We start from the raw sequence: 21919 nt of genomic DNA, 5'->3' as shown, positions 1-21919 counted from the left end.
GACTTTAGCCCGAGCTAAAGGAGCGGTTCTTTAACGAAGAGTAGGCGGAAAAGAACGAAACTTGGGGTGGCAAGGATTTATGGCTTGAGGCACTAGAGCCCGAAAAGCAAAAACGGCTTCGGCATTTTCGTTTACGCCCAACATGGCTTGCCCAGCTTAAAGCGCCATATTCCATTTCAAGCTCGGGCGCTGTATCGGATAGCCGTATGCAATATAGCCAAAAATTGAAGGGCGCGAATATCTTGCACACAAGGAGCTGACATCTCAACCGGGGGCATTATCTTGCCCCACAAAACGTTAACCGTGAAAAGAGTAGCTGTCATTTGCGGGGGCAAATCCCCGGAGCACGAAATATCCGTGCGCTCTGCGAAGAACATCCTGGCAGCCATGCCCCGGGAGGAGTACGAAGTCTTGCTGATCGGCGTAGACTTCAACGGGGCTTGGCGACTGATAGACGAAGGCCGCCTCGGCCGTTTTGTAGAAGAGCAGGGCGACCTGCTTGCATTGGTGCCTGCTGGGCCGGATGGCCCGCTGCTAAACCTGGCCACCGGGCGCGCCCTGCCCGCTATTGATGCTGTTTTCCTCATCTTACACGGGCCAAATGGGGAAGATGGGATCACACAGGGGGCGCTCCGCCTGCTCGGCCTGCCTTTTGTAGGCCCAGATGTGCTGGGCTCAGCGGTTGCAATGGACAAGGATGTGGCCAAGCGCCTATTGAGCGCAGCAGGCTTGAATGTGGCCCGGGGCAGGGTGCTGCACGCTCACGAGCAGCGGCCTGCTTACGCTGAGGTGATGGCCGAGCTCGGCAGCCCGATTTTCGTCAAACCTGCCAATATGGGCTCTTCCGTTGGGGTGCACAAGGTGAATAACGAAGAGCAGTTTGCCACAGCTCTGGAAGATGCTTTCCAATACGATAAAAAAGTCATCGTGGAAGAAATGATCACTGGCCGGGAGCTGGAATGCGCCGTGATGGGCAACACTTTCCCCGAAGTGACCGATATTGGGGAGATCATCACACCAGACGCATATACTTTTGACGCTAAGTACGAGGATGAGCATACGGCTCAGCTGCTCGTGCCCACACAGGTGACAGAAGAGGAGCGCTCGCGCCTACAGGAGACCGCCCGTAGGGCTTACCAGGCATTGGAGACGGAAGTGATGGCAAGGGTGGATATGTTCCTCACCCCTGCGGGCGAGATTTATGTCAACGAAATCAATACGCTGCCTGGCTTTACCAATATCAGCATGTACCCCCAGCTATGGGGGGATGCAGGCATAGGCTACACTGCTCTTATCCGGAAACTGTTGGATCTGGCCATTGCCAGGTACGATCAGCGCAAAAAGCTCAAAACGACTTGGAGGGCCTAGTGCAGATTTGGCGCTCTGCGCTTTTGCCAATCAAGGCTTTATGGGCCTGGCTTTTTCCTGATTTTTCATTTAGCAGCTTCGCCAGAGCCCTGCCGCCCATGTTGGCTCGGCAGGGGGGCTTGGTTTTCATGGCGAAACTGTTCTAGGCAAGCGCTTAATCTGGCAGTACTGCTATGCACTTCAGCTCAATAGCAATGGGTGTAGGCAGGGAGTCGATGCCTACGGTCGTCCGGCAAGGCTGATTGTCTTTGAAGTACTCCGCGTAAATGCGGTTGTAGGTATGAAAGTCGCGCTTCATATCAGTGAGGAACACGGTGACATCCACCAGGTCTTCCCAGCGGGCGCCACTGCCTTCCAGCACTTTGTGCACATTTTGGAAAACGGCGTGGCATTGGGCTTCAAAATCGAAAGCGGTATAGTTCCCGCTTGCAGACTGCTCCAAGCCAGGGACGCCATTGGTCTCCGGGTTGCGGGGGCCTATACCAGATAGGAAGAGCAAGTTGCCAGCCTTTCGGGCATGAGGGTACAGCCCCACAGGCTTCGGAGCTCCGGGAGCATCAAATTTTTGAGAAGGCATAAATTCAATATTGACAGCCTGCAGCGGAGGAGCCCCGCTGCAGGCCAGGGTGATGGTTTAAGATTTGGCTTCTTCCCGCAGTTCGCGGCGCAGGATTTTGCCCACATTAGTTTTGGGCAGCTCTTTCCGGAATTCTACTTTTTTAGGCACTTTATAGCCGGTGAGCTCCTCCCTGCAAAACGCAATGAGCTCCTTTTCGGTCAGTGAGTTGTCCTTCTTCACAACAAATACTTTCACCACTTCTCCCGACTTTTCGTCGGCTATCCCTATGGCGGCACATTCCAGCACTTTGGGATGGCTGGCCACGACTTCTTCCACCTCATTGGGATAAACGTTGAAGCCGGAAACCAAGATCATATCTTTCTGGCGGTCTACGATGCGCAGGAAGCCATCTGCATCAAGTGTCGCAATATCGCCCGTGCACAGCCATCCTTCTTTTAAGGTTTTAGCAGTCTCCTCCGGGCGGTTGTAATAGCCTTTCATAACCTGTGGGCCTCTAACCTGAAGTTCTCCGGGCTGTTCGTAGCCTAGTACGTTGCCTTGCTGATCAACGATGCGCACATCTGTGGAGGGTACCGGCAGCCCAATTGTGCCAATCCGGCCCGTGCCATCTAGTGGGTTGACACTGACCACAGGCGAGGATTCCGTCATGCCATAACCCTCTGAAAGCTGGCAACCGGTGAGTTTTTGCCAAGACTCAGCCACCGAACGCTGCACAGCCATGCCGCCGCCTACCGTCACCTTGAGGCTGCTGAAATCTAGCGCCTTGAACCCCTCGTGGTTGACTAGTGCGTTGAACAAGGTGTTCACGCCAGTCGTAAGAGAAACAGGATAGCTTTTCAGGGCGTCAACAACAGAAGGCAGATCGCGTGCGTTGGTCACCAATACGTTAGTCGTGCCAAAGCTCATGAGCGCGAGGCAGTTTACGGTAAAGGCAAAAATATGGTAGAGCGGCAGTGGGTTCAGCGCGACTTCCTCCCCTTCTTTCAGGAAAGGCATCATCCATGCCCGTATCTGCAGCATATTCGCGACCAGGTTGCGGTTGGTGAGCATCGCCCCTTTGGCGACTCCGGTGGTCCCCCCGGTATACTGAAGCAGCACTACGTCATCTGCACTTCCTTGGTGGGGCTTGAGGCTGAACTTACGCCCCTGTTGGAGAGCGTCGCTAAAGCTGACGGTATTAGGTATATCATAAGAAGGCACCATCTTCTTGATGTTCCGGACAACAAAGTTGACAATCAGCTTTTTAGGGAAGCCCAGCATTTCGCCTATGCTGGTGGTTATGACCGTTTGTATATTGGTGTCGCCAATGATGCGCTGTAGGTTGGAGGCAAAGTTTTCAGCAATGACGATAGCCTTGGCGCCGGAGTCCGTAAACTGATGCCTCATCTCCCTTGGAGTGTAAAGCGGGTTGGTATTGACTACGACCAGGCCAGCGCGCAATGCACCGAACAGTGCAATAGGGTACTGCAGCAGGTTGGGCATCATCAGGGCAATTTTATCGCCGGGGTTAAGCCCGCGGGAAAGCAGGTAAGCCCCAAAATCGTTGGACAACCGGTCGACTTCACTGAAGGTCAGCTCCTTGCCCATACAGGAAAATGCAGTGCGCTTACTGTATTTTTTGAAGGTATCGTTCAGCATGTCAACCAGAGTCGCATATTCATCTGGATTGATGTTGGCAGGGATGCCGCTTGGGTAATTCTTTAGCCAGGGCCTTTGATCGCTCATTGGTTGTTCGGATTTACGCAGGTTTTAAAATGAGGGCAATTGGGGTCCATTGCAAGGGGCAGGGGATTTCCTGCTGCTATAGATCACTAAACTACAAAGAATGTTTTCAAAATAACAGCGTTCGAGCGATATACAAGCAGTAAAGCCATGCCAAAAGCGAATTTTCGCTTTCGGCATAGGGCGTACTGAACCCTTTAAAATCCATTAAGCGCTTAATTTCCAAAGCTTTTGCTTTACAATGCCCCGCTAAAGGCTTACCTTTGCCCCGCTAAAGCGGAAGGGAGGGCTTAAAAGGCTTTTTTCCCGCTTATCCATCCATTTTTATTAACTGATTTTTTAACCAAAAGCATTCTTTCAATGCAGGACGAAAAAGATCTCGAAAAGGAAGGGCAGGAAACGCCCGAAGAACAACAGGAGGAGACCACCCCTGCCGCTGAGCAGCAGGAGGAGACTGCCCCTGATCAAGACGATTCTTCTGAAGACGAAAACGAAGAAGAGGACGTAGCAGAAGACGAAGAAGAAGAGGAGGAAGAAGAGGTAGTTGCTGAAACCCCGCACGATGAGTTCGATTGGGGTGTCGACCGCCGCTCAGGCCTCTCTTATACGGAGGAACAGCGTAAATCGCTTACTTCTCAGTATGAGGAAACTTTGACTTCCGTACTGGAGAACGAAATTGTGAAAGGCCGCGTTACCGCAATCAGCGATGGCGATGTTGTCCTGGACATCGGCTTCAAGTCGGATGGCCTGGTGCCTATGTCTGAGTTCCGGGATACCCCAGACCTTGGCGCAGGCGATCAAGTAGACGTATACGTTGAGCAGCAGGAAGATGCCCGCGGACAGCTGGTCCTTTCCCGCCGTAAAGCGAAGCTGCTGCGCGCATGGGAGTCAATTGTAGATTCTTACGAGAACGGTACGGTCATCAAAGGCACTGTGATCAGCAAGACCAAAGGCGGTCTTATTGTTGATTGTGGAGGGCTGGAGACCTTCCTCCCTGGCTCACAAATTGATATCAAGCCAATCATCGATTACGATGCCTACGTGGGCAAAACGATGGAGTTCAAAGTGGTCAAAATCAACGAGCAGATCAAAAATGCCGTTGTCTCCCACAAAGCACTCATCGAAAGCGACCTCGCAGAACAGCGTGAAGCGATCATTGCTAGCCTTGAAAAAGGACAGGTACTCGAGGGCCTCGTGAAGAACATCACCGACTTCGGTGCATTCCTTGACCTCGGTGGCGTAGATGGCTTGCTTTACATCACAGATATCTCCTGGGGCCGCATCAGCCACCCAAGCGAGGTGCTTGCTCTCAATCAGAAGATCAATGTCGTTGTGCTTGACTTCGATGAGAACAAAAAGCGCATCTCTCTCGGTCTGAAGCAGCTGCAGCCTCACCCATGGGAAGTGCTTGATGAAAGAATTGCAGAAGGTCAACAAGTCAGGGGCCGCATCGTGAATATCGAAGACTACGGTGCATTCCTGGAGATTCAGCCTGGCGTAGAAGGCCTGATCCACGTTTCAGAAGTAAGCTGGAGCAATCAGCCTATCAATGCCCGCGAATTCTTCAAGCTGGGGCAGGAGTATGATGCGAAGGTCGTTACCATCGACCGCGAAGACCGCAAAATGTCGCTGTCTATCAAGCAGCTCTCTCAAGACCCCTGGAGCGAGATCGAGCAGAACTTCCCAGAAGGCAGCCGCCACACCGGGGAGGTGAAAAACCTCACGCCTTATGGTGTGTTCGTTGAGCTGAACGAAGGCATTGGTGGCATGATCCATATCTCTGACCTTTCTTGGACCAAGCGCTTCTCTCACCCATCTGAGTTTACAAAGGTGGGCGAGAACATCGATATCCAAATCTTGGAAATCGATAAGGAAAACCGCAAGCTTTCGCTGGGCCACAAGCAGCTGGAAGAGAACCCATGGGATACCTTCGAAAATGTCTTCCCTGTAGGCTCTTACCACGAAGGCACTATTGTGCGCCGCGACGACCGCGGAGCTATCGTACAAATGCCTTACGGCCTCGAAGCATTCGCCCCTATCAAGCATGTGCGCAAAGAGGATGGGCAGCTTGCAGAAGTGGATGAAACCCTGACGGTTAAAGTCATTGAGTTCAACCGTGACGACAAGCGGATCTTGGTTTCACACTTGCGCTACCTTGATGACATCCGCCGCGAAGCGGAGGACGAAGTACGCAAAGTGAAAACGGAGGAGCGTACGCAGACCCGTAAAGCGATCAAAAAACAGCAGACGAATATTGAGAAGTCTACCCTTGGCGACCTCGATGTGTTCAGTCAGCTGAAAGATCAGCTCGAGGACAACGACAGCGCTGAGGAAGGAAGCGAAGACTAATTCGTACCTCTTTCCCTGCGTGCCCCGCTGCCCGAGACATTGGCAGCAGGAGCGGAATATAAAAGAGAAAGGCTTACAGTAGACACTGTAGGCCTTTTCTCTTTTTGGGGATTGTGTATATTTAAGTATACATTGCTGATTCGTTCAAAAATAAGTGATCAGATTTTATAGCATTCAAGTATTTTACTTTAGAGCTTCGGTTTCTTGGTTTCGGGCTAAACTGGAGCTGAATTCAGTCGATCTGTACTTTTGGCGCTCCAAAAGTACCAAAAGAGCAGCGCCCTCAAGGCGGCCGAGCCATAGCTGATTGTCTAGGGTGATGAGACATTTTTGGGGGGATCTTAATGCAGGATTAGCCCTTTTTAAAGGCGCTGTGCAACTCGCTGTTGCCAGAATCTTGGCGTGGGGGATAGCTTTTTTGCAGCATGGTACTTTTTTGTAGGTGCTCCCGCCCTGGCAGCGATTTGCAAGGCGCGAAGTTTCACCTGAGGCATGATGGATATTTGGGGTATAGATACTTCGCTCGGTCTATTGCCGGAATGTTAAAAAGGGTCTGGTGGCCGCTATGGTGATGGCGCTATCCTTTACTCGGCTTTGGCTGCTGAGCTGAAAGCTAGGCTTTTTAGCCAGCTCTAGTTTAAATGGTTAAGCATTCAATAATGCTATCCACTGGGCATAAATTAATTTAATATGGAAAAAGGGAAAAAGGTTAAGGCTATTGTATTAGGAATAGTCCTAATGAATACTGCTGTTTGCTTTGCTCAAAATAGGGCGATACCAGATGCGGTGATCGAAGAGCTGTCTTCTCTGTTGGATCAGGAAAAAGGAAGAAGCGCAGTGCTGTTGATAGAGGAGCGTGTGATTCCTTACTTAGGGGAGGAAGTTAGGATTAGGACCGTTAAGGATTTTGAGACTTGGCGCCTTGTTGCATTGGGGTATTTTTATAAGCGTGATTTAACAACTACTATACGTTACTGCAAAGCGATTTTAAACCAGCTTCCAACTGTATTAGACAATGGAGGCGAGGTTGACCCCCAAAAGGTATATTCTGTTAGGAATCTATTGGGAGTATCTTATGTGTTTACGAATGAGGTAGACTTGGGCTTGCTTCAATTTGAGCAGCAAGTCGAGTTCATCAAGGGCGCTAATTTTGAAATAGAGGATTCGTATCTCGGAAAAGCATTTTCCCACATGGGGTACGGGTACTTGTTGAAGAAGGACTATGAGACTGCAGCGTTTTACCTTAATAAAGCAAAGCTATATTGCAAAGTAGAAAATGGAATTTCCTCAGATGGGTGTTATGGTCTCTACAATAAATATCTAGCCGATTATTATAATGCTATTCAAGAATATGGGAAAGCAGAAGAGGTTCACGAGGAGTTATTAGCTCTCATTTCTGAAAAAGGGAATGCAGGCGTTAGTAAAACTGAGGTTGCAAGGCTTTTTACTAATGCTGGGCATTCCTACTATTACAAAGGAGATTTAAATAAGGCGATTACTTTTTTTAAGCATAGTTATGAGTTGAAGAATACCTTAGAGGAATCAGCTAGTACAACAGGCATTAGCCTCGCCGCTGCCCTAAGCGCAGCAGGGCGCTTTGAAGAAGCCCGTTACTACCTGCGCAAAGGGCTAGAGGATTACAACTTCCAGGCTACTCAGCACCCTTTCGAGGCCCTTTCCGTTGATGACCAGAAAGTGCTGATCGGACTTTACTTCATGGCCAAGAACGAGCAGGCCTCTTATGATGCAGGCTTAGGGGAAGAGCATTTGTACCTCGCTGCTGCATACCGGGAGTACAGTGTAGCGATATTGGAGCGTATGGGCGAGCAGATAGTTGAAAAAAGCTCCGCCCGTTACCTCTTGGACCGCTTCTATTACATCTTTGAGGAAGCCATCAACACCCGGTATGTCCTGTACGAGCAGACCGACAGCCTGCACCATCTGGAAGCCGCCTTTCAGTATGCTGCACGGAGCAAGACGATGCGCATACGGGAAGTACAGCAGCGCGAAGCCTTGGAGTACACCCTGCCCAAGGCGCTGATAGAACGTCAGCAAGGCCTACGCTCCCGCTTTGTGCAATTGGAGAACCAACAGTATGATGCCGGAGGGCAAAACGAAAAACTAGGGGCGGCAATCCGGAAAGCCAAAGAGGAATACTACGCTTATATAGACAGCCTGAGGACGGCTTTCCCCCAAGCTGCCAGCCTATGGGAAGCTCCGGAGCCGCCAAGCTTAGAGGATGTGCAGCAGGGGCTGAAAGCCCGGGGGCAAGGGCTGCTGCAATACTTCATCGGCTATCAGTACGTCTTTTCCTTCATTTTTGACGGAGCGTCCGCCACCTTGACGAAGGCGCCGCTGCCTGAGCAGCTGCCCGAGCGCGTAGACCGCTTCCGGAGCAGTATTTACCAGTGGGCTTTAGACCCCGCTGCCGAACGATTGGAGGTTTACACAACGGAAGCGAACTGGCTGTATGAGACCTTTATCGCCCCTTTGGAAGGCCAGCTTTCACAGCGCCTGATCATTATCCCTGACAATGTGCTGTCGTACGTCCCGTTTGAGGCCCTGCTCAAGGAAAAGCCAGCCGCAGAGGCACCCTTGGCTGCTTACCCCTACCTGCTGAAGTCTTTTCAGTTCAGTTACGCTTATTCGCCCTATATGCTCCTGCCCATTCAGCGGTCTAAGCGCAGGCAAAAGGGCAAGGTGCTGGCCTATGCACCCCTCTTTTCTCCTGTGGGAGAAGAAGTGGAGGACATGGCTGCCCGTCAGCGTCAGTTTGGGGCTTTGCTGGCCAATGAAAAGGAGGCCGCAGCCATCCAAGGCTATTTCCCTACAGAGCTGCGCACAGGAGAGCAGGCCTCTGCTGCCCGGTTTCTGGAAGAAGCCTCGGGGTATCAGGTGTTGCACCTCGCCACTCATGCCAAGGCTAACGACAGCAAGGGGGATTTTTCTTTCCTTTGTTTTTCCGAATTGCCGGGTGATACATCGGGCGTGCAAAACCGCATCTATGCCCGCGACTTATACGACATAGACCTCTCTGCCGACTTGGTCGTCCTGAGTGCTTGTGAGACCGGCATAGGCGAGTTTTCCAGGGGGGAAGGGGTCATTAGCTTGTCCAATGCTTTTGCAAAAGCTGGTGCAAAAAGCTTGGTCACTACCCTTTGGCGGATCAGCGACGAAGCTGCCGCCATCATCATGGAAGCTTTCTACGCCAATCTAAAGGATGGGCAACCAAAGGACCTGGCCCTCCACAATGCGAAGCTGGCCTATTGGGCACAATCCGACGACCAAGGCCATCACCCTTTCTTTTGGGCCGCCTTCGTGCCGCAGGGCGATATGCGCCCGCTGTCTCTTTCCCGCCCGCTTTTTCCATTCCTTTTATACGGAATACTCGGCGCTATCTTCGTACTTTTGGGGGTTAACTACATGAAAAAAAGAAATCAAGCCCATGCAACGCATTAATGTTGAAATCAAAGCACGGACCTACCACCCTGAGGAAGTGCATGAGCTCCTTGCTGCCCAACAAGCAGAGTTTATTGGCACAGACCGCCAAACCGATACCTACTACAAAGTCCCTAAAGGCCGGCTGAAGCTGCGGCAAGGCAATATCGAAAAAGCGCTTATCCATTATTTCCGTGATAATGAAGCCGGCCCCAAGCGCTCGGATGTCTCCCTCTATAAAACGGGCAAACAGGCCGGCGATCTGCATGAAGTACTGTGCAGCGCGCTAGATACCCTGGCCATCGTCGTCAAGCGGCGATCCATTTATTTCATCGAAAACGTCAAATTTCATATCGACGAGGTAGAAGGGCTCGGCTCGTTTATCGAGATCGAAGCTATAGACAAGACCGGGAAAATAGGAGAAGAGAAACTGCGCCAACAGTGCCAATACTACCTCAACCTGTTCAAAGTGCAGCCTAAAGATCTGATAGAAGTATCCTATAGCGACATGGTCATTGCCGGAGCCGAGGCAAACGCTTAAGCACAGGCAAATACCGATGCCTGTTCCCTTTGGTATTAAAGGTATGTGTGGGCCTGCCCCTGCTTATCAGCAGGTGCCGCTATGCTGCGGGGCTCGCTGCCCGCTCGGCCCTACCGGGCTTGCCACCCCTCCGCAGCGCTAGTCCGGTAATATCATTAAGCAGCCAAATCCTGCCGCACTTTAGGTTACTGCCCCCGAAGCCCTACTCGTAATAGTCAGCCACGCTCAGCAGTACCCCGTTCACGAGGTTGTACCACCTGCGATGGCTATGGTGGGTGGAAATCGCTACCGTAACGTCCTGCTCAGGCAGGTACATGAGTATAGAGCGGTACCCCATCAGCGCACCGGTATGGCCAATGTGCCTGATACCGTAGTCATCCCACAGCCGCATGCCGAGCCCATAATGGTCTCCTCCCTTTTCAAAACCGAGGTCTTGCTGCATAGCTTTCAGCGAGCGCTCCCCGAGGAGCTGCCCATGGAAAAGGGCATGCCCAAAACGGGCAACATCTGAGGGCGTGGAAATGATGGCCCCTGCAGCTCCTACCGCCGACTGATGGTATTCATAGCCCCGCCCATTATCAGCCAGGCTGTCTATACGGTGGCGGCGGTCGCTGTAGTCGTCGTACTCCGTTTGCACAAGGCCTGCAGGCTGGAATACCTCTTCTGCAAAGCACTCCTTCAAAGGTTTGCCCAAAATTTTTTCGGCTAGCTTCCCCAACAGATAATAACCGGTATTGGAGTAAGCGTAGCCCTCTCCAGGCCGGAAACGTGCTTTCCGGACAGCGGCAAAACGGTAAATGTCTCTTTCTGACCACTTGCGGTGCTTCCAGTCCCCCCGGTAAAAGGATGGATGATTGAGGTGGTCGATCACACCCGCAGTATGGCTCAGCAGCTGCCGGATGGTTATTTCTTCCCCGAAAGGGAGGCCAGGCACTTGCATATGATCTGCCAGCCGGTCGTCAAGCCCAAGCCGCCCCTGCTCCGCCAAGCGCAAAATAAGCGTGGCCGTGAAGAGCTTGCTAACACTAGCTACCCTAAACCTATGGCTGGCATCGAGCGCTTCCCGTTTTTCGGCATCGGAGTGCCCTATGGTCACGGTGGAGAGCTGCCCGTCTGCTCCAACAACTGCTGCTGATGCCCCCCTGAGCTGTGGCAGGTCGGTCTTCCAAACGTCTTGCATGGTTTCCTGCAGCTGCTGTTGTATGCTGTGGCCGTATGATACCTGGAGCGAGATCTTCCTGTGCCGGACCTCCCGTCCATCATCAGCTTTAATGGTCAGGTGGTGCTCGCCCCGGTCACTGCGGCCTGGCGTCCCGTACAGCTGCATCAGGTAGGGGTCGAAGTGGCACCAAGCTGGAAGGTTCTCTACCGTAACCTTGAGAATGTCATTGTCAATATCTTCTACTTCAATGTCCAGCTCGAAGCTCTTTTCGGTCAGGGCTGCAATGGGCCCCTCCGCAGGGGAAAGGAAGATAGGAGGGGTATTGAAGGGGTCTGCAAAAGCTACTGCCAAGGCGGCGAGCAAGAGCACCGGTACAATCATCTGCCACTTCATCTTTCGGTTCATCAAGGTCGCTTTTTTCCGGAGGAACCACAATTTAAAGAATTCCTGATTTAAAGGGGGGAATCTGCCAGGGCTTTTCTTGGGCTGTAAGGACAGGGCAGGCCTAGGAGTTGACCGGGGAAGTCCTTAACTTTGGTTCATGGAGATTTCCCACACCGAAGAGAATTACCTGAAAGCCATCTTCAAAATATCTGAGAAGAAGGGGAAGGCTGCCAGCACCAACGCGATTTCCAGCGAAATGAAAACGAGTGCTGCTTCCGTAACTGATATGGTGAAAAGGCTTTCAGAAAAAGAGCTCATCCATTACGAACGTTACAAAGGCGTTACCCTTACCCGTCATGGCTTGCGCATAGCCACTCACCTCATCCGTAAGCACCGCCTATGGGAGGTTTTCCTCGTAGACAAACTGTCTTTCAATTGGGATGAGGTGCACGAGATAGCAGAACAGCTCGAGCACATCAAGTCCCCAGAATTGGTGGAGCGCCTTGATGAGTACTTGGGCACTCCTAAATTTGACCCCCATGGCGATCCCATCCCAGACAAAGAGGGGAATTTCGCCGAGCGCAAACAGGTCTTGCTGGCTGATATGAAAGCAGGGGAAACGGGCATTGTTGTTGGGGTGCAGGACCACACAACCGCTTTTTTGCAGTACCTCGACCGGATGCAGCTCGTACTTGGCACTTCTTTGCAAGTATTGGAGTGTTTTGACTACGATGAGTCACTTAAAATCAGGATCGGGAACGGCCGCGAAGAAACCCTCTCCAAAAAAGTCAGCCAAAATCTGTTTGTCCAGAAGGAGGTTTAAAAAAGTGCCCGCTAAGTTAGGCTTTAGCCGCCCTTGGGGGCGGCTTTCATTTGAGCCTTTACACCGCCTAGTGGGCCGTTTTTTGAACGCCCAGCCATTTTTAATCTGAGCAGGCGCAGGCTTCAGTCTACGCTGTCCCAGGCATTCGGTTTGGGATTCGCCCAATTCCGCTACTTCATAGCGCGCCAAAAGCACAGCGCACTTGAACTTAGCCCCTGCCCGGCAGGAATGGGGCGCCCAATCCAGTACTAAGGTGTGTAGTTGCTTGGAAATTAGCTGCCAGGGTGGGGGGAGCACCCTCTAGGGGGCCGCTTTATGGAAGGTGAATGCCTGCCAGGCTAACCTCATGCGTGCAGAGAACCCATCGCATGGCATCACTGCAAGCTCCTCTTTGGCAATGGCTTAAGCGTTTTATGGAGGATCAGCGCAATCGGCAAGCTTGTGGTACTGCATTTGTGCTGAGATATGCTTATTTTGCCCTTTAAAACTGACAAGTATGAAGCATTTGATGATGACATTAGCCCTCCTCTTAGCAGGAGCGCTCAGCCTGCAGGCGCAGAAAGCTTGCTGTTCGGGAAAAGATAAGGCAGCATGTGCCAAAGAGGCTTCGGCTAAAGCCGCTTGCTGTGACAAGAACAAAGATGGAGCCGCCTGTGCCAAAACGGAAGGCACCGCCAAAAAAGCCTCCCTCAATGCAGATGCGGTAACCGCTGAAATCCGGATTTACGGCAATTGCGGCATGTGCAAACGCACCATAGAAGGTGCGCTTAAAGAGGTAGAGGGCGTGGCTTCTGCCAATTGGGACGTAAAATCGGGCATGCTGACCGTTGCTTATCTGCCCGGCAAAATCAATGAAAACGACATCAAGGCAAAGGTGGCTGCAGTAGGGTACGACTCTGACACCCACCGCGCGCCGGACGAAGTGTACAGTGCGCTGCACGCTTGCTGCCAATACGAGCGCCCGCGCAGCTGATTTCCGAAGCACAGGGCCTGCAGTAGGGGAGGCAAGGGCGTAAACCTAAGTTCCGCAGTGGTTCGGGCCATATCTGCTATCGGATGGCATCGGACTAGCGCTGCGGAGGGGTGGCAAGCCCGGTAGGGCCGAGCGGATAGCGAGCCCCGTAGCATAGCGCCCCCTGCCGTCAGGCAGGGGGAGGCCCCAAAACTTGGACTCAGAGACAGGAAAATGGCAATCTGTTCTGCGGGCTGGAGGAGTTGGCTTTTCGCGCCTGTTACCTTCCTTGCCTTTGTCCCCGTACAGCCTAATAAATAGCGCGCCAAAGCCGTCTTCGGGCTTGGCTTGAGGACAAAAGAAGAGGGCGTGCCCCGGCTACAGAACGTGCTACATTTTGCCTGCCAAAATGTAGGCGGCTGTGCACAGATTTACCCTCCCTGCGGTAAGTCGTACCCGTAACGGCCGAAAATGGCTTGTGCGGCTTCCGAGAATAAAAAATCAAAAAACAGCTGGCAAGCTTCCGGGTGGTTGTCGGCTCCGTATTGTGTAATCACTACACCCTGCGCTATCGGGCTGTAGGAGCCGGCAGGCAATGCAACCCACTGCCCTTTCCCGGCCATCTCTGGAGAAAGGACCACAGATTTTGCCGTAAGGCCCACTTCCGCTGCCATTGTGGTAATGTACTGATTGGTCTGTGCGATGCTCTCCCCGTACACCAGTTTGCCCTGTAGGGTATCTAAGTATCCAAAATACTCCAAATAGTTGATGCCCTGTTCCCCATAGGGGGCATTCTTGGGGTTAGCCACTGCAATCTTCCGGATATTGCTCGATAGCAAGTATTCCGGTGTGGGCTCAGGCGTAATGCCGGCCAGGCTCCAAGCCACCAACGCACCGTATGCATATACCTTGGCTGGCGGTACAGCGGAGCCATTTGAGAGCAAGGCCTCCGGGTATTTCATATTGGCCGATACCAGCAGATCGTAGGGCGCCCCATTGGCAATCTGTGCGGTCAGCTTGCCCGAAGAGCTAATGACCGTTTGCACTGCTATGCCAGTTTGGGATTGGAATGCTTGTGCGAGCGCTGACATAGCAAACTGTACATTCGCCGCAGTGGCCACGGTAATGCTGCCGCCTGCCTGTTGGGTGCCCCCTCCTGCCGTGCAGCCTGCCAGCGTAGCAAGGGCTAGCAGGAAGGTGATTTTCTTCATCATAGCTTACTTAGTTTTTCAGCTGCCTCTGCCTTGTCCGACTCATCAGGCGTTGGCGTGTCGTGCCCGTTCGTGTAGCGCTTATCGAGGTGCAGCTGTATGAAGATGGGGAAGTGGTCTGACCCAATATGCCCCAAGCGCCGCATGCGCACTACCCGGAAATGTGAAGAGCAGAAGACATGGTCGAGCGGGAACCGCATTAGGATAGACTTGGCAGAAAAAGTATTGTAAAAGCCGCGCCCTTTGCGGGGGTCGAGCAGCCCACTGATGCGTTGGAAAAGCCCTGTAGTATAGCTCCAGGCCACATCGTTGAGATCGCCGGCTACGAGGCAAGGGAGCGCTGCTTCAGCAGCCTCCGTGGCAACGAGGAGCAGCTCTTGGTCTTTTGCCGTAGCGTAGCGGCTTTCTGATGGGGCCGGCGGCCGCGGGTGCAGCCCAAATACCTGCACCCGTTCCCCATTCCCCAGCGTTATCTGTGCTTTTATAGATGGGATGTCAGGCTCTACCAAATAGCGGATTTGCCCCCCGTGTATTGGGAGGCGGCTGTAGAACAACAGCCCGTAGGTGTTGTCTTGAGGGGCGTGTAGGGTAAATGGGTGGCTTTGTTCTAAGGCTGCCATCCTTTCCTGCCAAGGCTTATCGGTCTCGAGGAGCAGAATGATGTCGGGGCCGAGCTGCTCTATATACCGGAGCAGCCGGCTGTTTTCGGTGTTGTATTGCAGTACGTTGGCGACAAGCAGCTTGAGCTGATCATCTGGCGAAGCGGCGTTGTGCTGTTTCACGCTTTTTAGCTGCCGGCTGGCAATTGGGAGGTAGGGGAAAATTTGCCAGCTCAGGTAGCCCATCGAAAGGGCAAGCCCTCCGCCAATGAGGTAGTCTGCCCAGTTGCCTGCCCAGCCAAAATGCCGCCATAAGCCGGCCGCAGCCAGCGTCAGCACCCATTTTTGTAGCCTAGGGTATTCCATAGCCCGGAAAGTCCAATAATCAGACCGGACCAAAGGCAGGGCTGTCGCTATGAGCATCAGGCAGGCAAAAGAGATACTGGCAATAGCCATGAGCTGTGGGTGTTGGAAAAAGTTTGTTGCTGATAGCTAAAGATAAGGAATGCTGCCATAAAAGAAAGCCCCCGCTATGGCCGAGGGCAGGGCGGGGGCTTTCTTTTGCGGTAATGGCCAGCAGGGTCAGATGGCTTGGAGAAGTTCTGCAGCCCGTTTGCTGCCGCTGTTGGCCGCCTCTTTCCAGGCTTTCTTAAAACCCTCTTTGCCAGCTTTTTTCATGGCCATGCCCCGGTAAAGCTGTAAATCAGATTTTGGCACGTCCTTCCGGTCGGTCTCAATTTTTGCAGCTTCATCAAGCGCTTTCAGTGCTTCGGGGTATTTCCCCAGCTCATAGAGTGCCTTGCCATAATTGAACAACGCGCGCTTGCGCCACTTAAAGTTGGCATCTTCAGGAGTGAAAGCCCGTTTGGTGACAAACTTTAGCTCGAACTCCGCTTTGTCCCATTGTTCCTGCTCCAGGTGGCACTCCCCCTTGATCCGGCGGGCCTGCCAGAAAAGTGGCATCAACGGGATAGAGTTCTTGATGGCCCGGTCCAGGTCGCTAATGGCCTCTGCATAAGATTCCCGGGCGATGTAAATCAGTGCCCGGCCCATATACGGCTCTGCAGCACTGGGGTTGATGTCTATGCTCTTGGAGTAGTCGTACATCGCATCGTTATAGTTGCGCAGCTGATGGTTGACAAACCCCCGGCGTTCGTACGCTTTGGCATGGCGCTCAAATTTTTCGATGGCCCGGCTCAGCGCTTTCATCGCTTCCTCCTCCCGGCCAGCCTCATTGATCAGCTCCCGGCCTTGAAGGAACGCCTGCACAGCGGCCTTATCACTATTGGGCTCTACATGATGGTGCTTGACCACCTTGCCCTCATCAACCATCCACGCGCTGAAGCCGCCTGCAATAGCATATTGCGCCACAAATTTGATCATGTTGACCGTGTTGTTCCATTCTTTGCCTGTGACTTGCCCAATGAGGCGGGGCACCTGCATGGCACGGGCTTCCGGCGCAAAAACCTCCTCCGATTTGAGCAGGATCGCACCACGGTAATAGTTCTCAGACCGGTGCTCGAACATGTCGAATACCTTTTGGTAGCTCCGCTCGGTACCAAAGTCAAAATAACCGGATAGAATCGCTTTGTAAGTCATCGTCTGCTGCCTTTAATATCTTGCTGTCTGTTGTTGCTGTTCAAGCCAATGCCCTGCACAGCTGCGCAGGGCCGGCCCATTTCTAATACTGCTATTTCAGTGTTTCATTGGGGATTAACCTCCGCACGCATCAGATGCTCACGGAGTTAAAGAAGCTGGCTCTTCCAACGGGCTGCCGGAGCGGCCTGTTGGTTAGGCGTTTACCGAGATTACTTTGTTAGGTACAAGCCGGATGAACTACCCTGTGCACGGTGTTGTCAATTTCGGGCAGTTCACTGTCGCTGCTTTTGGTAGGGCCCTTGGGCCGGTTATTAGCCAAGGGGAGGACAGTAACTGTTGATTATATCCGATACGGATGACCGAGACCTTTGACCTCTGGCTCTGGATTTCGGATTTTCAAGAGGGCTAGAGCGGAACTGCGCTATCCCTGTGCACTTAAGCAGTGCTAAGTGGGTGACCCTTGCATTTCAACAATACAATGTGGTTAACAAAGGTGCATATTTTTTGCTGGAATGACAAGCAGTTGCCCCTGATTTTCACGGGTTTCCGGGCATAAAAGTTTTGCCCACTATGGGCGGCCTTTCTGTGGACAACCCAGGCAAAAGTGTGGATAACTAGTGGATAACAAGCCAAGTGTAGGGTATGCCCGTGCGGTTAGCCATATTTGATGCAAATATTCTTAGGCTCTGTAAAAAAGCGCAAAGCCTCCTGCCCGCCTTCCCTGCCCATGCCCGAATTTTTCACGCCCCCAAAGGGCGTCCTCAAATCCCGGAGCATCCAACAGTTTATCCACACAATACCTGCTTGTAGGGCTTCGGCCATCCGCTGTGCCCGGCTGATGTCCTGTGTCCAGACGGTAGCCGATAGCCCATAGGCGGTGCCATTGGCCAGCTGTAGCGCCTCGGCCTCTGTATCAAACGGGGCTATGCTCACCACGGGGCCGAAAATCTCTTCCTGATTGGCCCGGCATTCCGCTGCCAGCCCTTCAATCACGGCCGGCCTTAGGTAATAGCCTCCAGCGTGCTCTCCCGGCAGCTCCACCCGGCTGCCCCCACAGAGTATCTTCCCGCCTTCTACCTCAGCCAGCTGTAAGTATGATTCTACCTTGTCCCGGTGCGCTTCGGATACCAGCGCGCCCAAGTCGGAGCCTTCGGCCATAGGCGGGCCTACTTTTAGGAATTGGGTACGCTTGACCAGCTCATCCCGGAACCGTTCGTAAATCGGCCGTTCTACCAATATGCGCGACCCACAGAGGCAGATCTGCCCGCTATTGGAAAAAGAGGACCGCAGCGTCTGTACCATCATCTCATCAAAATCACAGTCTGCAAAGATGATGTTGGGGTTCTTGCCGCCCAGCTCCAAAGACAGCTTCTTGAACATAGGCGCCGCAGTAGCGGCTATGTGCCGGCCGGTCTCGGTGCCGCCGGTAAATGAGATGGCTTTTACCACAGGGTGTGCTACTATCGCCTGCCCGGCTTTTGGCCCCAGCCCGTGCACGATGTTGAGCACGCCAGCCGGGAGCCCCGCTTCCATACAGGCCTTGGAGAGCAGGAAAGCGGTCATCGGTGTCAGCTCCGAAGGCTTGGCCACTACGGTATTGCCCATAGCCAGCGCAGGCGCTATCTTCCAAGTGAAAAGGTAAAGCGGGAGGTTCCAGGGGGAGATGCAGCCCACTACCCCGACCGGCTGCCTCAGGGTGTAGTTGATGGCCGTGCCCGGCATGTGATGGGATTCCGAGCTGAACTGCAAGGCGGCAGTGGCGAAAAAACGGAAATTAGACTGTGACCGTGGTATGTCTACCGTCCGGGCCATCGTCACCGGCTTGCCGGAGTCTGTAGCTTCCGCACGGGCAAAAACTTCAAGGTTCTGTTCGATGATGTCTGCAATCCGCATCAGTAGGCGGAACCGCGTGCGGGGCTCAGCATGTGACCATTCCGCAGCGGCCTTGGCCGCCGCTGCAATGGCCGCCTCGGCATCTTCTCCGTCCGAATCCGGCAGATAAGAATAAACTTCGCCTGTAGCAGGGGTGATATTGTCTAGGTAAGCCCCAGACTTCGCAGGCACGAGCGCCCCCCCAATATAATTCTTGATGTACTTTTCCGGGCTCATAAATGTGGTTTCGTTTTGGTTGGAGCAGCGCAGGTGTGCCCGCTCTGCCTAGCATACATATAATAAGGTGTTCAAATTAGGGCTGCCGGCCCGGAAAAACAAATTTCAGAGGATGCTACTTGCCTGCATGCCGGCCTGCCAAAGGAAACCGCTCCCCGGGCGAAGCCTATTTTCGCCAACTTTTACAATCTGCTGTGGCAGGGCATTAGGAAAGCCCGTAACTTTGCCTTTCCTTTAAAGGATGCAGAACACCCTGTGCTTCAGAGCCCAGGGCGTTCTGCCCTATACCGCAAAAGCAGAATATGTTATGTTGGACAACCGTCCGGTATCAGATTGGCTGCCTATCACCTGGGCAGAAGTAGAAGATAGAGGTTGGGACGAGCTAGACGTCGTGCTCATCTCAGGTGATGCCTATGTTGACCACCCCGCCTTCGGGACTGCAGTCATCGGCCGTATCTTGGAGAGCGAAGGGCTAAGGGTCGCTATCGTGCCACAGCCCAACTGGCAGGATGACCTCAGAGACTTTAAAAAAATGGGGCGCCCACGCCTCTTTTTCGGCGTCACTTCCGGTTGCATGGACAGCATGGTCAACCATTACACCGCTGCCCGCCGCCGCCGCTCTACTGATGCCTATACCCCGGGCGGGCAGGCTGGCTTCCGGCCCGATTATGCTACCAAGGTATATACGCAGGCACTCAAACAACTGTACCCGGATGTGCCCGTCCTTATTGGTGGCATTGAAGCTTCCTTGCGCCGGGTCACCCATTATGATTATTGGGCCGACCGCCTCTTCCCCAATATACTCGAAATGAGCGGGGCGGATATGCTCGTGTACGGCATGGGGGAGATGCCCCTCAGGGAAATCGTCCGCCTACTGCGCCGTGGGGTCCCTTTCCATTCCATCGATACGGTTTTGCAAACGGCTGTGCAACGCCCTAAAGGCCATATCCCCAAAAACAAAAACTGGGAAGACCTATGGCTCAATTCCCACGAAAAATGCCTGCGCGACAAATTGGCCTACGCGGCCAACTTCAAGCACGTAGAGCAGCAGTCTAATAAAGTACAGGCCAAACGCATCTTGCAGGAAGTAGGCGGTAGCGTCCTTGTCATCAACCCGCCTTACCCCCCAATGTCCGAACAGGAAATCGATACGTCCTTCGATCTGCCCTATACTCGTATGCCGCACCCGAAGTACAAAAAACGGGGCACCCCTCCAGCCTACGAAATGATACGGTTCTCTGTCAATATGCACCGCGGCTGCTTCGGGGGCTGTAGCTTCTGCACCATCTCCGCACATCAGGGCAAGTTCATCGCCAGCCGCTCCGAAGAGTCCATACTCAAGGAAGTCGAAGCGGTTACTCAAATGCCTGACTTCAAAGGCTATATCAGCGACCTGGGAGGCCCATCGGCCAATATGTATAAGATGAAAGGCAAAGTGCAGGAAATCTGCGACCGCTGTGTCGCGCCTTCCTGCATCCACCCGGTCGTCTGTTCTAATCTCGATACCAGCCACAAGCCTATGACAGAGCTCTACCGGAAGGTAGATGCCAACCCCAAAGTCAAAAAGGCCTTCGTCGGAAGTGGCATCCGATATGACCTTCTCGTCGACAGCTACAATAAAAAACATGATGGCAGCCTCGACGAGTACTTGGAGCAGGTCGTTACCTGCCACATCAGCGGCCGCCTCAAGGTTGCGCCCGAGCATACCTCCGATGACACCCTCCGCGTTATGCGCAAGCCTTCTTTCAAGTACTTCCACGAATTCAAGAAAAAGTACGACGATATCAATCAGAAGCATGGGCTCAATCAGCCGCTTATCCCCTACTTCATCTCTAGCCATCCAGGCTCCAAAGAAGAGAGCATGGCTAACTTGGCCGCAGAGACCAAAGACATGGGCTTCCGCCTCGAACAGGTGCAGGACTTTACCCCAACCCCTATGACGGTCGCTACCGTTATCTATTATGCTGGCGTCCACCCGTACACCCTTCAGCCGGTCTACACCGCCAAGAGCAAAAGGGAAAAGCGGCAGCAGCATATGTTCTTCTTCTGGCACAAGCGGGAGAACCACCGCGAAATCCGCGAAAAGCTCATCAACATAGGCAGGGAGGACCTCATCGAAAAACTCATCGATGATCAAAAGAAGTACCGCAAACAGGAGTTGGTCAAAAAGCGTAGCGATGTGAAAGCAGGCAAGCGCAAAAAGCGGTACGGCAAGAATAGGAAGCAGCAATAGGGGAGTGTGTTCCCCCTCCTGCCGTCGGGCCGCTACGCTGCGCCCTTCGCTGTTCGCTCAGCCCTCCGGGCCTTCGGGGCTCCGCATCGCTGTCATCCCTGCGATGGCGCACCATATATATAAGGATCAAGCAGTCTCCCGGGCCTTCAAAAATTATAGTCTGCGTTGGGCCGGCTTTGCGGCACAAAAAAGGCACATGGGGCGGCGCAGCGTGCGCAGGGGCCTTCAGGGGCGCCCCGGAGCGGAACAAAAGGCGGGGCTAGTTTTGTGCTGCACAGAAAAAACGGGCGAGGGCTTGCACAGGAAAAAAGGCTGCCCTATATTTGCAGCCGCTTCGGAAGAGAAGCGCAACGGATTGAAAAAGCGGAGATAAAAATTTTGAAAAAAGGCTTGCACAGATGGAGATGACAAATTATCTTTGCAGCCGCTTCCGAAGGGAAGAGCGCGAAAAGCGGTTTTAAAATTTTTTTCAGCAAAAGTTTGGCGCTTTCAAAAAAGCTTATTAATTTTGCACTCGCTTTGAAGGCAAGGCGGTTTTGCTCTTTCGGACGGCTGCTCAGGCAGCAAAAAAAGAGGGAAAATAAAGCCAAAAAGCTTTGCACAGAAAACCGGAACGCAGTATCTTTGCAATCCGCTTTTAAAGGAAGCGGGGCGCGGGAGCGTTTCTTGGGAATCGAATTTAAGGCTGGCACAGGTCGGCATTAAAGATAAAGCGCCCTTAGCGGCGCGAAAGTTCATTGACACTGATTTGTTAGAAGGTAAGCACGAAAGTGCATCTTCGAATAGACAACAGACGCGACACCTTTTTTTTAAAAGATTAGGATTCGTTAGATTCTGACTGAGCGAAAA

General features: G+C 52.9%; 15 protein-coding genes. 7 read left to right on the top strand and 8 right to left on the bottom strand.

The window, feature by feature from the left end:
• Nucleotides 1-303 precede the first annotated feature (303 nt).
• The gene (locus FRY97_RS19120; RefSeq protein WP_211356923.1) at nucleotides 304-1368 is read left to right on the top strand and encodes a D-alanine--D-alanine ligase family protein; all 1065 of its coding nucleotides are present in this window, start codon (nucleotides 304-306) and stop codon (nucleotides 1366-1368) included.
• A gap of 154 nt (nucleotides 1369-1522) precedes the next feature.
• On the opposite strand, the gene FRY97_RS19115 is transcribed toward FRY97_RS19120, so the two are convergent.
• Both FRY97_RS19115 and FRY97_RS19110 read right to left on the bottom strand, forming a co-directional pair.
• Nucleotides 1523-1945: a RidA family protein gene (locus tag FRY97_RS19115; RefSeq protein ID WP_147169176.1), complete on the bottom strand. Its 423-nt coding sequence runs from the start codon at nucleotides 1943-1945 to the stop codon at nucleotides 1523-1525.
• Nucleotides 1946-2002: 57 nt separating this feature from the next.
• Nucleotides 2003-3673 (bottom strand): AMP-binding protein, encoded by a 1671-nt coding sequence (locus FRY97_RS19110; RefSeq protein ID WP_147169175.1) that lies wholly within the window; start codon nucleotides 3671-3673, stop codon nucleotides 2003-2005.
• A 357-nt stretch (nucleotides 3674-4030) separates the two neighbouring features.
• Here FRY97_RS19110 and rpsA point away from each other — a divergent pair, with 357 nt between their 5' ends.
• The 3 genes from rpsA (at nucleotide 4031) to FRY97_RS19095 (ending at nucleotide 9998) form a co-directional block, all read left to right on the top strand.
• A complete protein-coding gene (gene rpsA, locus FRY97_RS19105; protein ID WP_147169174.1) occupies nucleotides 4031-6019 on the top strand; it encodes a 30S ribosomal protein S1 in 1989 nt (662 codons plus the stop codon).
• A gap of 690 nt (nucleotides 6020-6709) precedes the next feature.
• The gene (locus tag FRY97_RS19100; protein WP_147169173.1) at nucleotides 6710-9478 is read left to right on the top strand and encodes a CHAT domain-containing protein; all 2769 of its coding nucleotides are present in this window, start codon (nucleotides 6710-6712) and stop codon (nucleotides 9476-9478) included.
• Nucleotides 9465-9998, top strand: coding sequence for a class IV adenylate cyclase (locus tag FRY97_RS19095; RefSeq protein WP_147169172.1), 534 nt, complete (start codon nucleotides 9465-9467; stop codon nucleotides 9996-9998). Before FRY97_RS19100 ends, FRY97_RS19095 begins: the two co-directional genes overlap by 14 nt.
• A 202-nt stretch (nucleotides 9999-10200) precedes the next feature.
• On the opposite strand, the gene FRY97_RS19090 is transcribed toward FRY97_RS19095, so the two are convergent.
• Complete coding sequence (locus FRY97_RS19090; protein ID WP_147169171.1) at nucleotides 10201-11565, bottom strand: serine hydrolase; 1365 nt, start codon at nucleotides 11563-11565, stop codon at nucleotides 10201-10203.
• A 136-nt stretch (nucleotides 11566-11701) separates the two neighbouring features.
• On the opposite strand from FRY97_RS19090, the gene FRY97_RS19085 reads away from it, so the two are divergent.
• Nucleotides 11702-12367, top strand: coding sequence for a metal-dependent transcriptional regulator (locus FRY97_RS19085; protein ID WP_147169170.1), 666 nt, complete (start codon nucleotides 11702-11704; stop codon nucleotides 12365-12367).
• Nucleotides 12368-12863: 496 nt separating this feature from the next.
• Nucleotides 12864-13340 (top strand): heavy-metal-associated domain-containing protein, encoded by a 477-nt coding sequence (locus FRY97_RS19080; protein WP_147169169.1) that lies wholly within the window; start codon nucleotides 12864-12866, stop codon nucleotides 13338-13340.
• 410 nt (nucleotides 13341-13750) lie between these two features.
• Here the strand turns inward: FRY97_RS19080 and modA are convergent, their stop codons facing one another.
• The 4 genes from modA to FRY97_RS19060 form a co-directional block, all read right to left on the bottom strand.
• Nucleotides 13751-14533 (bottom strand): molybdate ABC transporter substrate-binding protein, encoded by a 783-nt coding sequence (modA, locus tag FRY97_RS19075; protein ID WP_211356922.1) that lies wholly within the window; start codon nucleotides 14531-14533, stop codon nucleotides 13751-13753.
• Nucleotides 14530-15585, bottom strand: a complete 1056-nt coding sequence (locus FRY97_RS19070) for an endonuclease/exonuclease/phosphatase family protein (protein ID WP_147169168.1) — start codon at nucleotides 15583-15585, stop codon at nucleotides 14530-14532. Before FRY97_RS19070 ends, modA begins: the two co-directional genes overlap by 4 nt.
• Nucleotides 15586-15711: 126 nt before the next feature.
• Nucleotides 15712-16728: a tetratricopeptide repeat protein gene (locus tag FRY97_RS19065; RefSeq protein WP_147169167.1), complete on the bottom strand. Its 1017-nt coding sequence runs from the start codon at nucleotides 16726-16728 to the stop codon at nucleotides 15712-15714.
• A gap of 654 nt (nucleotides 16729-17382) precedes the next feature.
• Nucleotides 17383-18837: an aldehyde dehydrogenase gene (locus FRY97_RS19060; RefSeq protein WP_147169166.1), complete on the bottom strand. Its 1455-nt coding sequence runs from the start codon at nucleotides 18835-18837 to the stop codon at nucleotides 17383-17385.
• A gap of 307 nt (nucleotides 18838-19144) precedes the next feature.
• On the opposite strand from FRY97_RS19060, the gene FRY97_RS19055 reads away from it, so the two are divergent.
• Entirely contained in the window at nucleotides 19145-21070 is a 1926-nt protein-coding gene (locus FRY97_RS19055; RefSeq protein ID WP_147169165.1) for a YgiQ family radical SAM protein, read from the top strand.
• A 317-nt stretch (nucleotides 21071-21387) separates the two neighbouring features.
• On the opposite strand, the gene FRY97_RS19050 is transcribed toward FRY97_RS19055, so the two are convergent.
• On the bottom strand, nucleotides 21388-21762 hold the full coding sequence (locus FRY97_RS19050) for a hypothetical protein (RefSeq protein WP_147169164.1): 375 nt from the start codon (nucleotides 21760-21762) through the stop codon (nucleotides 21388-21390).
• Nucleotides 21763-21919 lie beyond the last annotated feature (157 nt).

It is taken from the genome of Phaeodactylibacter luteus, assembly GCF_007993045.1.
GTDB lineage: Bacteria > Bacteroidota > Bacteroidia > Chitinophagales > Saprospiraceae > Phaeodactylibacter > Phaeodactylibacter luteus.
Note: the sequence above shows the minus strand (reverse complement) of the source record. Positions and strands in the feature narration are given on the sequence as shown.

Bases quoted from the DNA above. Each gene is read 5' to 3' on its own strand.
- rpsA (WP_147169174.1), top strand. From the start codon at position 4,031: ATGCAGGACGAAAAAGATCTCGAAAAGGAAGGGCAGGAAACGCCCGAA.
- modA (WP_211356922.1), bottom strand. From the start codon at position 14,533: ATGATGAAGAAAATCACCTTCCTGCTAGCCCTTGCTACGCTGGCAGGC.
- FRY97_RS19110 (WP_147169175.1), bottom strand. From the start codon at position 3,673: ATGAGCGATCAAAGGCCCTGGCTAAAGAATTACCCAAGCGGCATCCCT.
- FRY97_RS19115 (WP_147169176.1), bottom strand. From the start codon at position 1,945: ATGCCTTCTCAAAAATTTGATGCTCCCGGAGCTCCGAAGCCTGTGGGG.
- FRY97_RS19070 (WP_147169168.1), bottom strand. From the start codon at position 15,585: ATGGCTATTGCCAGTATCTCTTTTGCCTGCCTGATGCTCATAGCGACA.
- FRY97_RS19100 (WP_147169173.1), top strand. From the start codon at position 6,710: ATGGAAAAAGGGAAAAAGGTTAAGGCTATTGTATTAGGAATAGTCCTA.
- FRY97_RS19080 (WP_147169169.1), top strand. From the start codon at position 12,864: ATGAAGCATTTGATGATGACATTAGCCCTCCTCTTAGCAGGAGCGCTC.
- FRY97_RS19065 (WP_147169167.1), bottom strand. From the start codon at position 16,728: ATGACTTACAAAGCGATTCTATCCGGTTATTTTGACTTTGGTACCGAG.
- FRY97_RS19095 (WP_147169172.1), top strand. From the start codon at position 9,465: ATGCAACGCATTAATGTTGAAATCAAAGCACGGACCTACCACCCTGAG.
- FRY97_RS19060 (WP_147169166.1), bottom strand. From the start codon at position 18,837: ATGAGCCCGGAAAAGTACATCAAGAATTATATTGGGGGGGCGCTCGTG.
- FRY97_RS19085 (WP_147169170.1), top strand. From the start codon at position 11,702: ATGGAGATTTCCCACACCGAAGAGAATTACCTGAAAGCCATCTTCAAA.
- FRY97_RS19090 (WP_147169171.1), bottom strand. From the start codon at position 11,565: ATGAACCGAAAGATGAAGTGGCAGATGATTGTACCGGTGCTCTTGCTC.
- FRY97_RS19055 (WP_147169165.1), top strand. From the start codon at position 19,145: ATGTTGGACAACCGTCCGGTATCAGATTGGCTGCCTATCACCTGGGCA.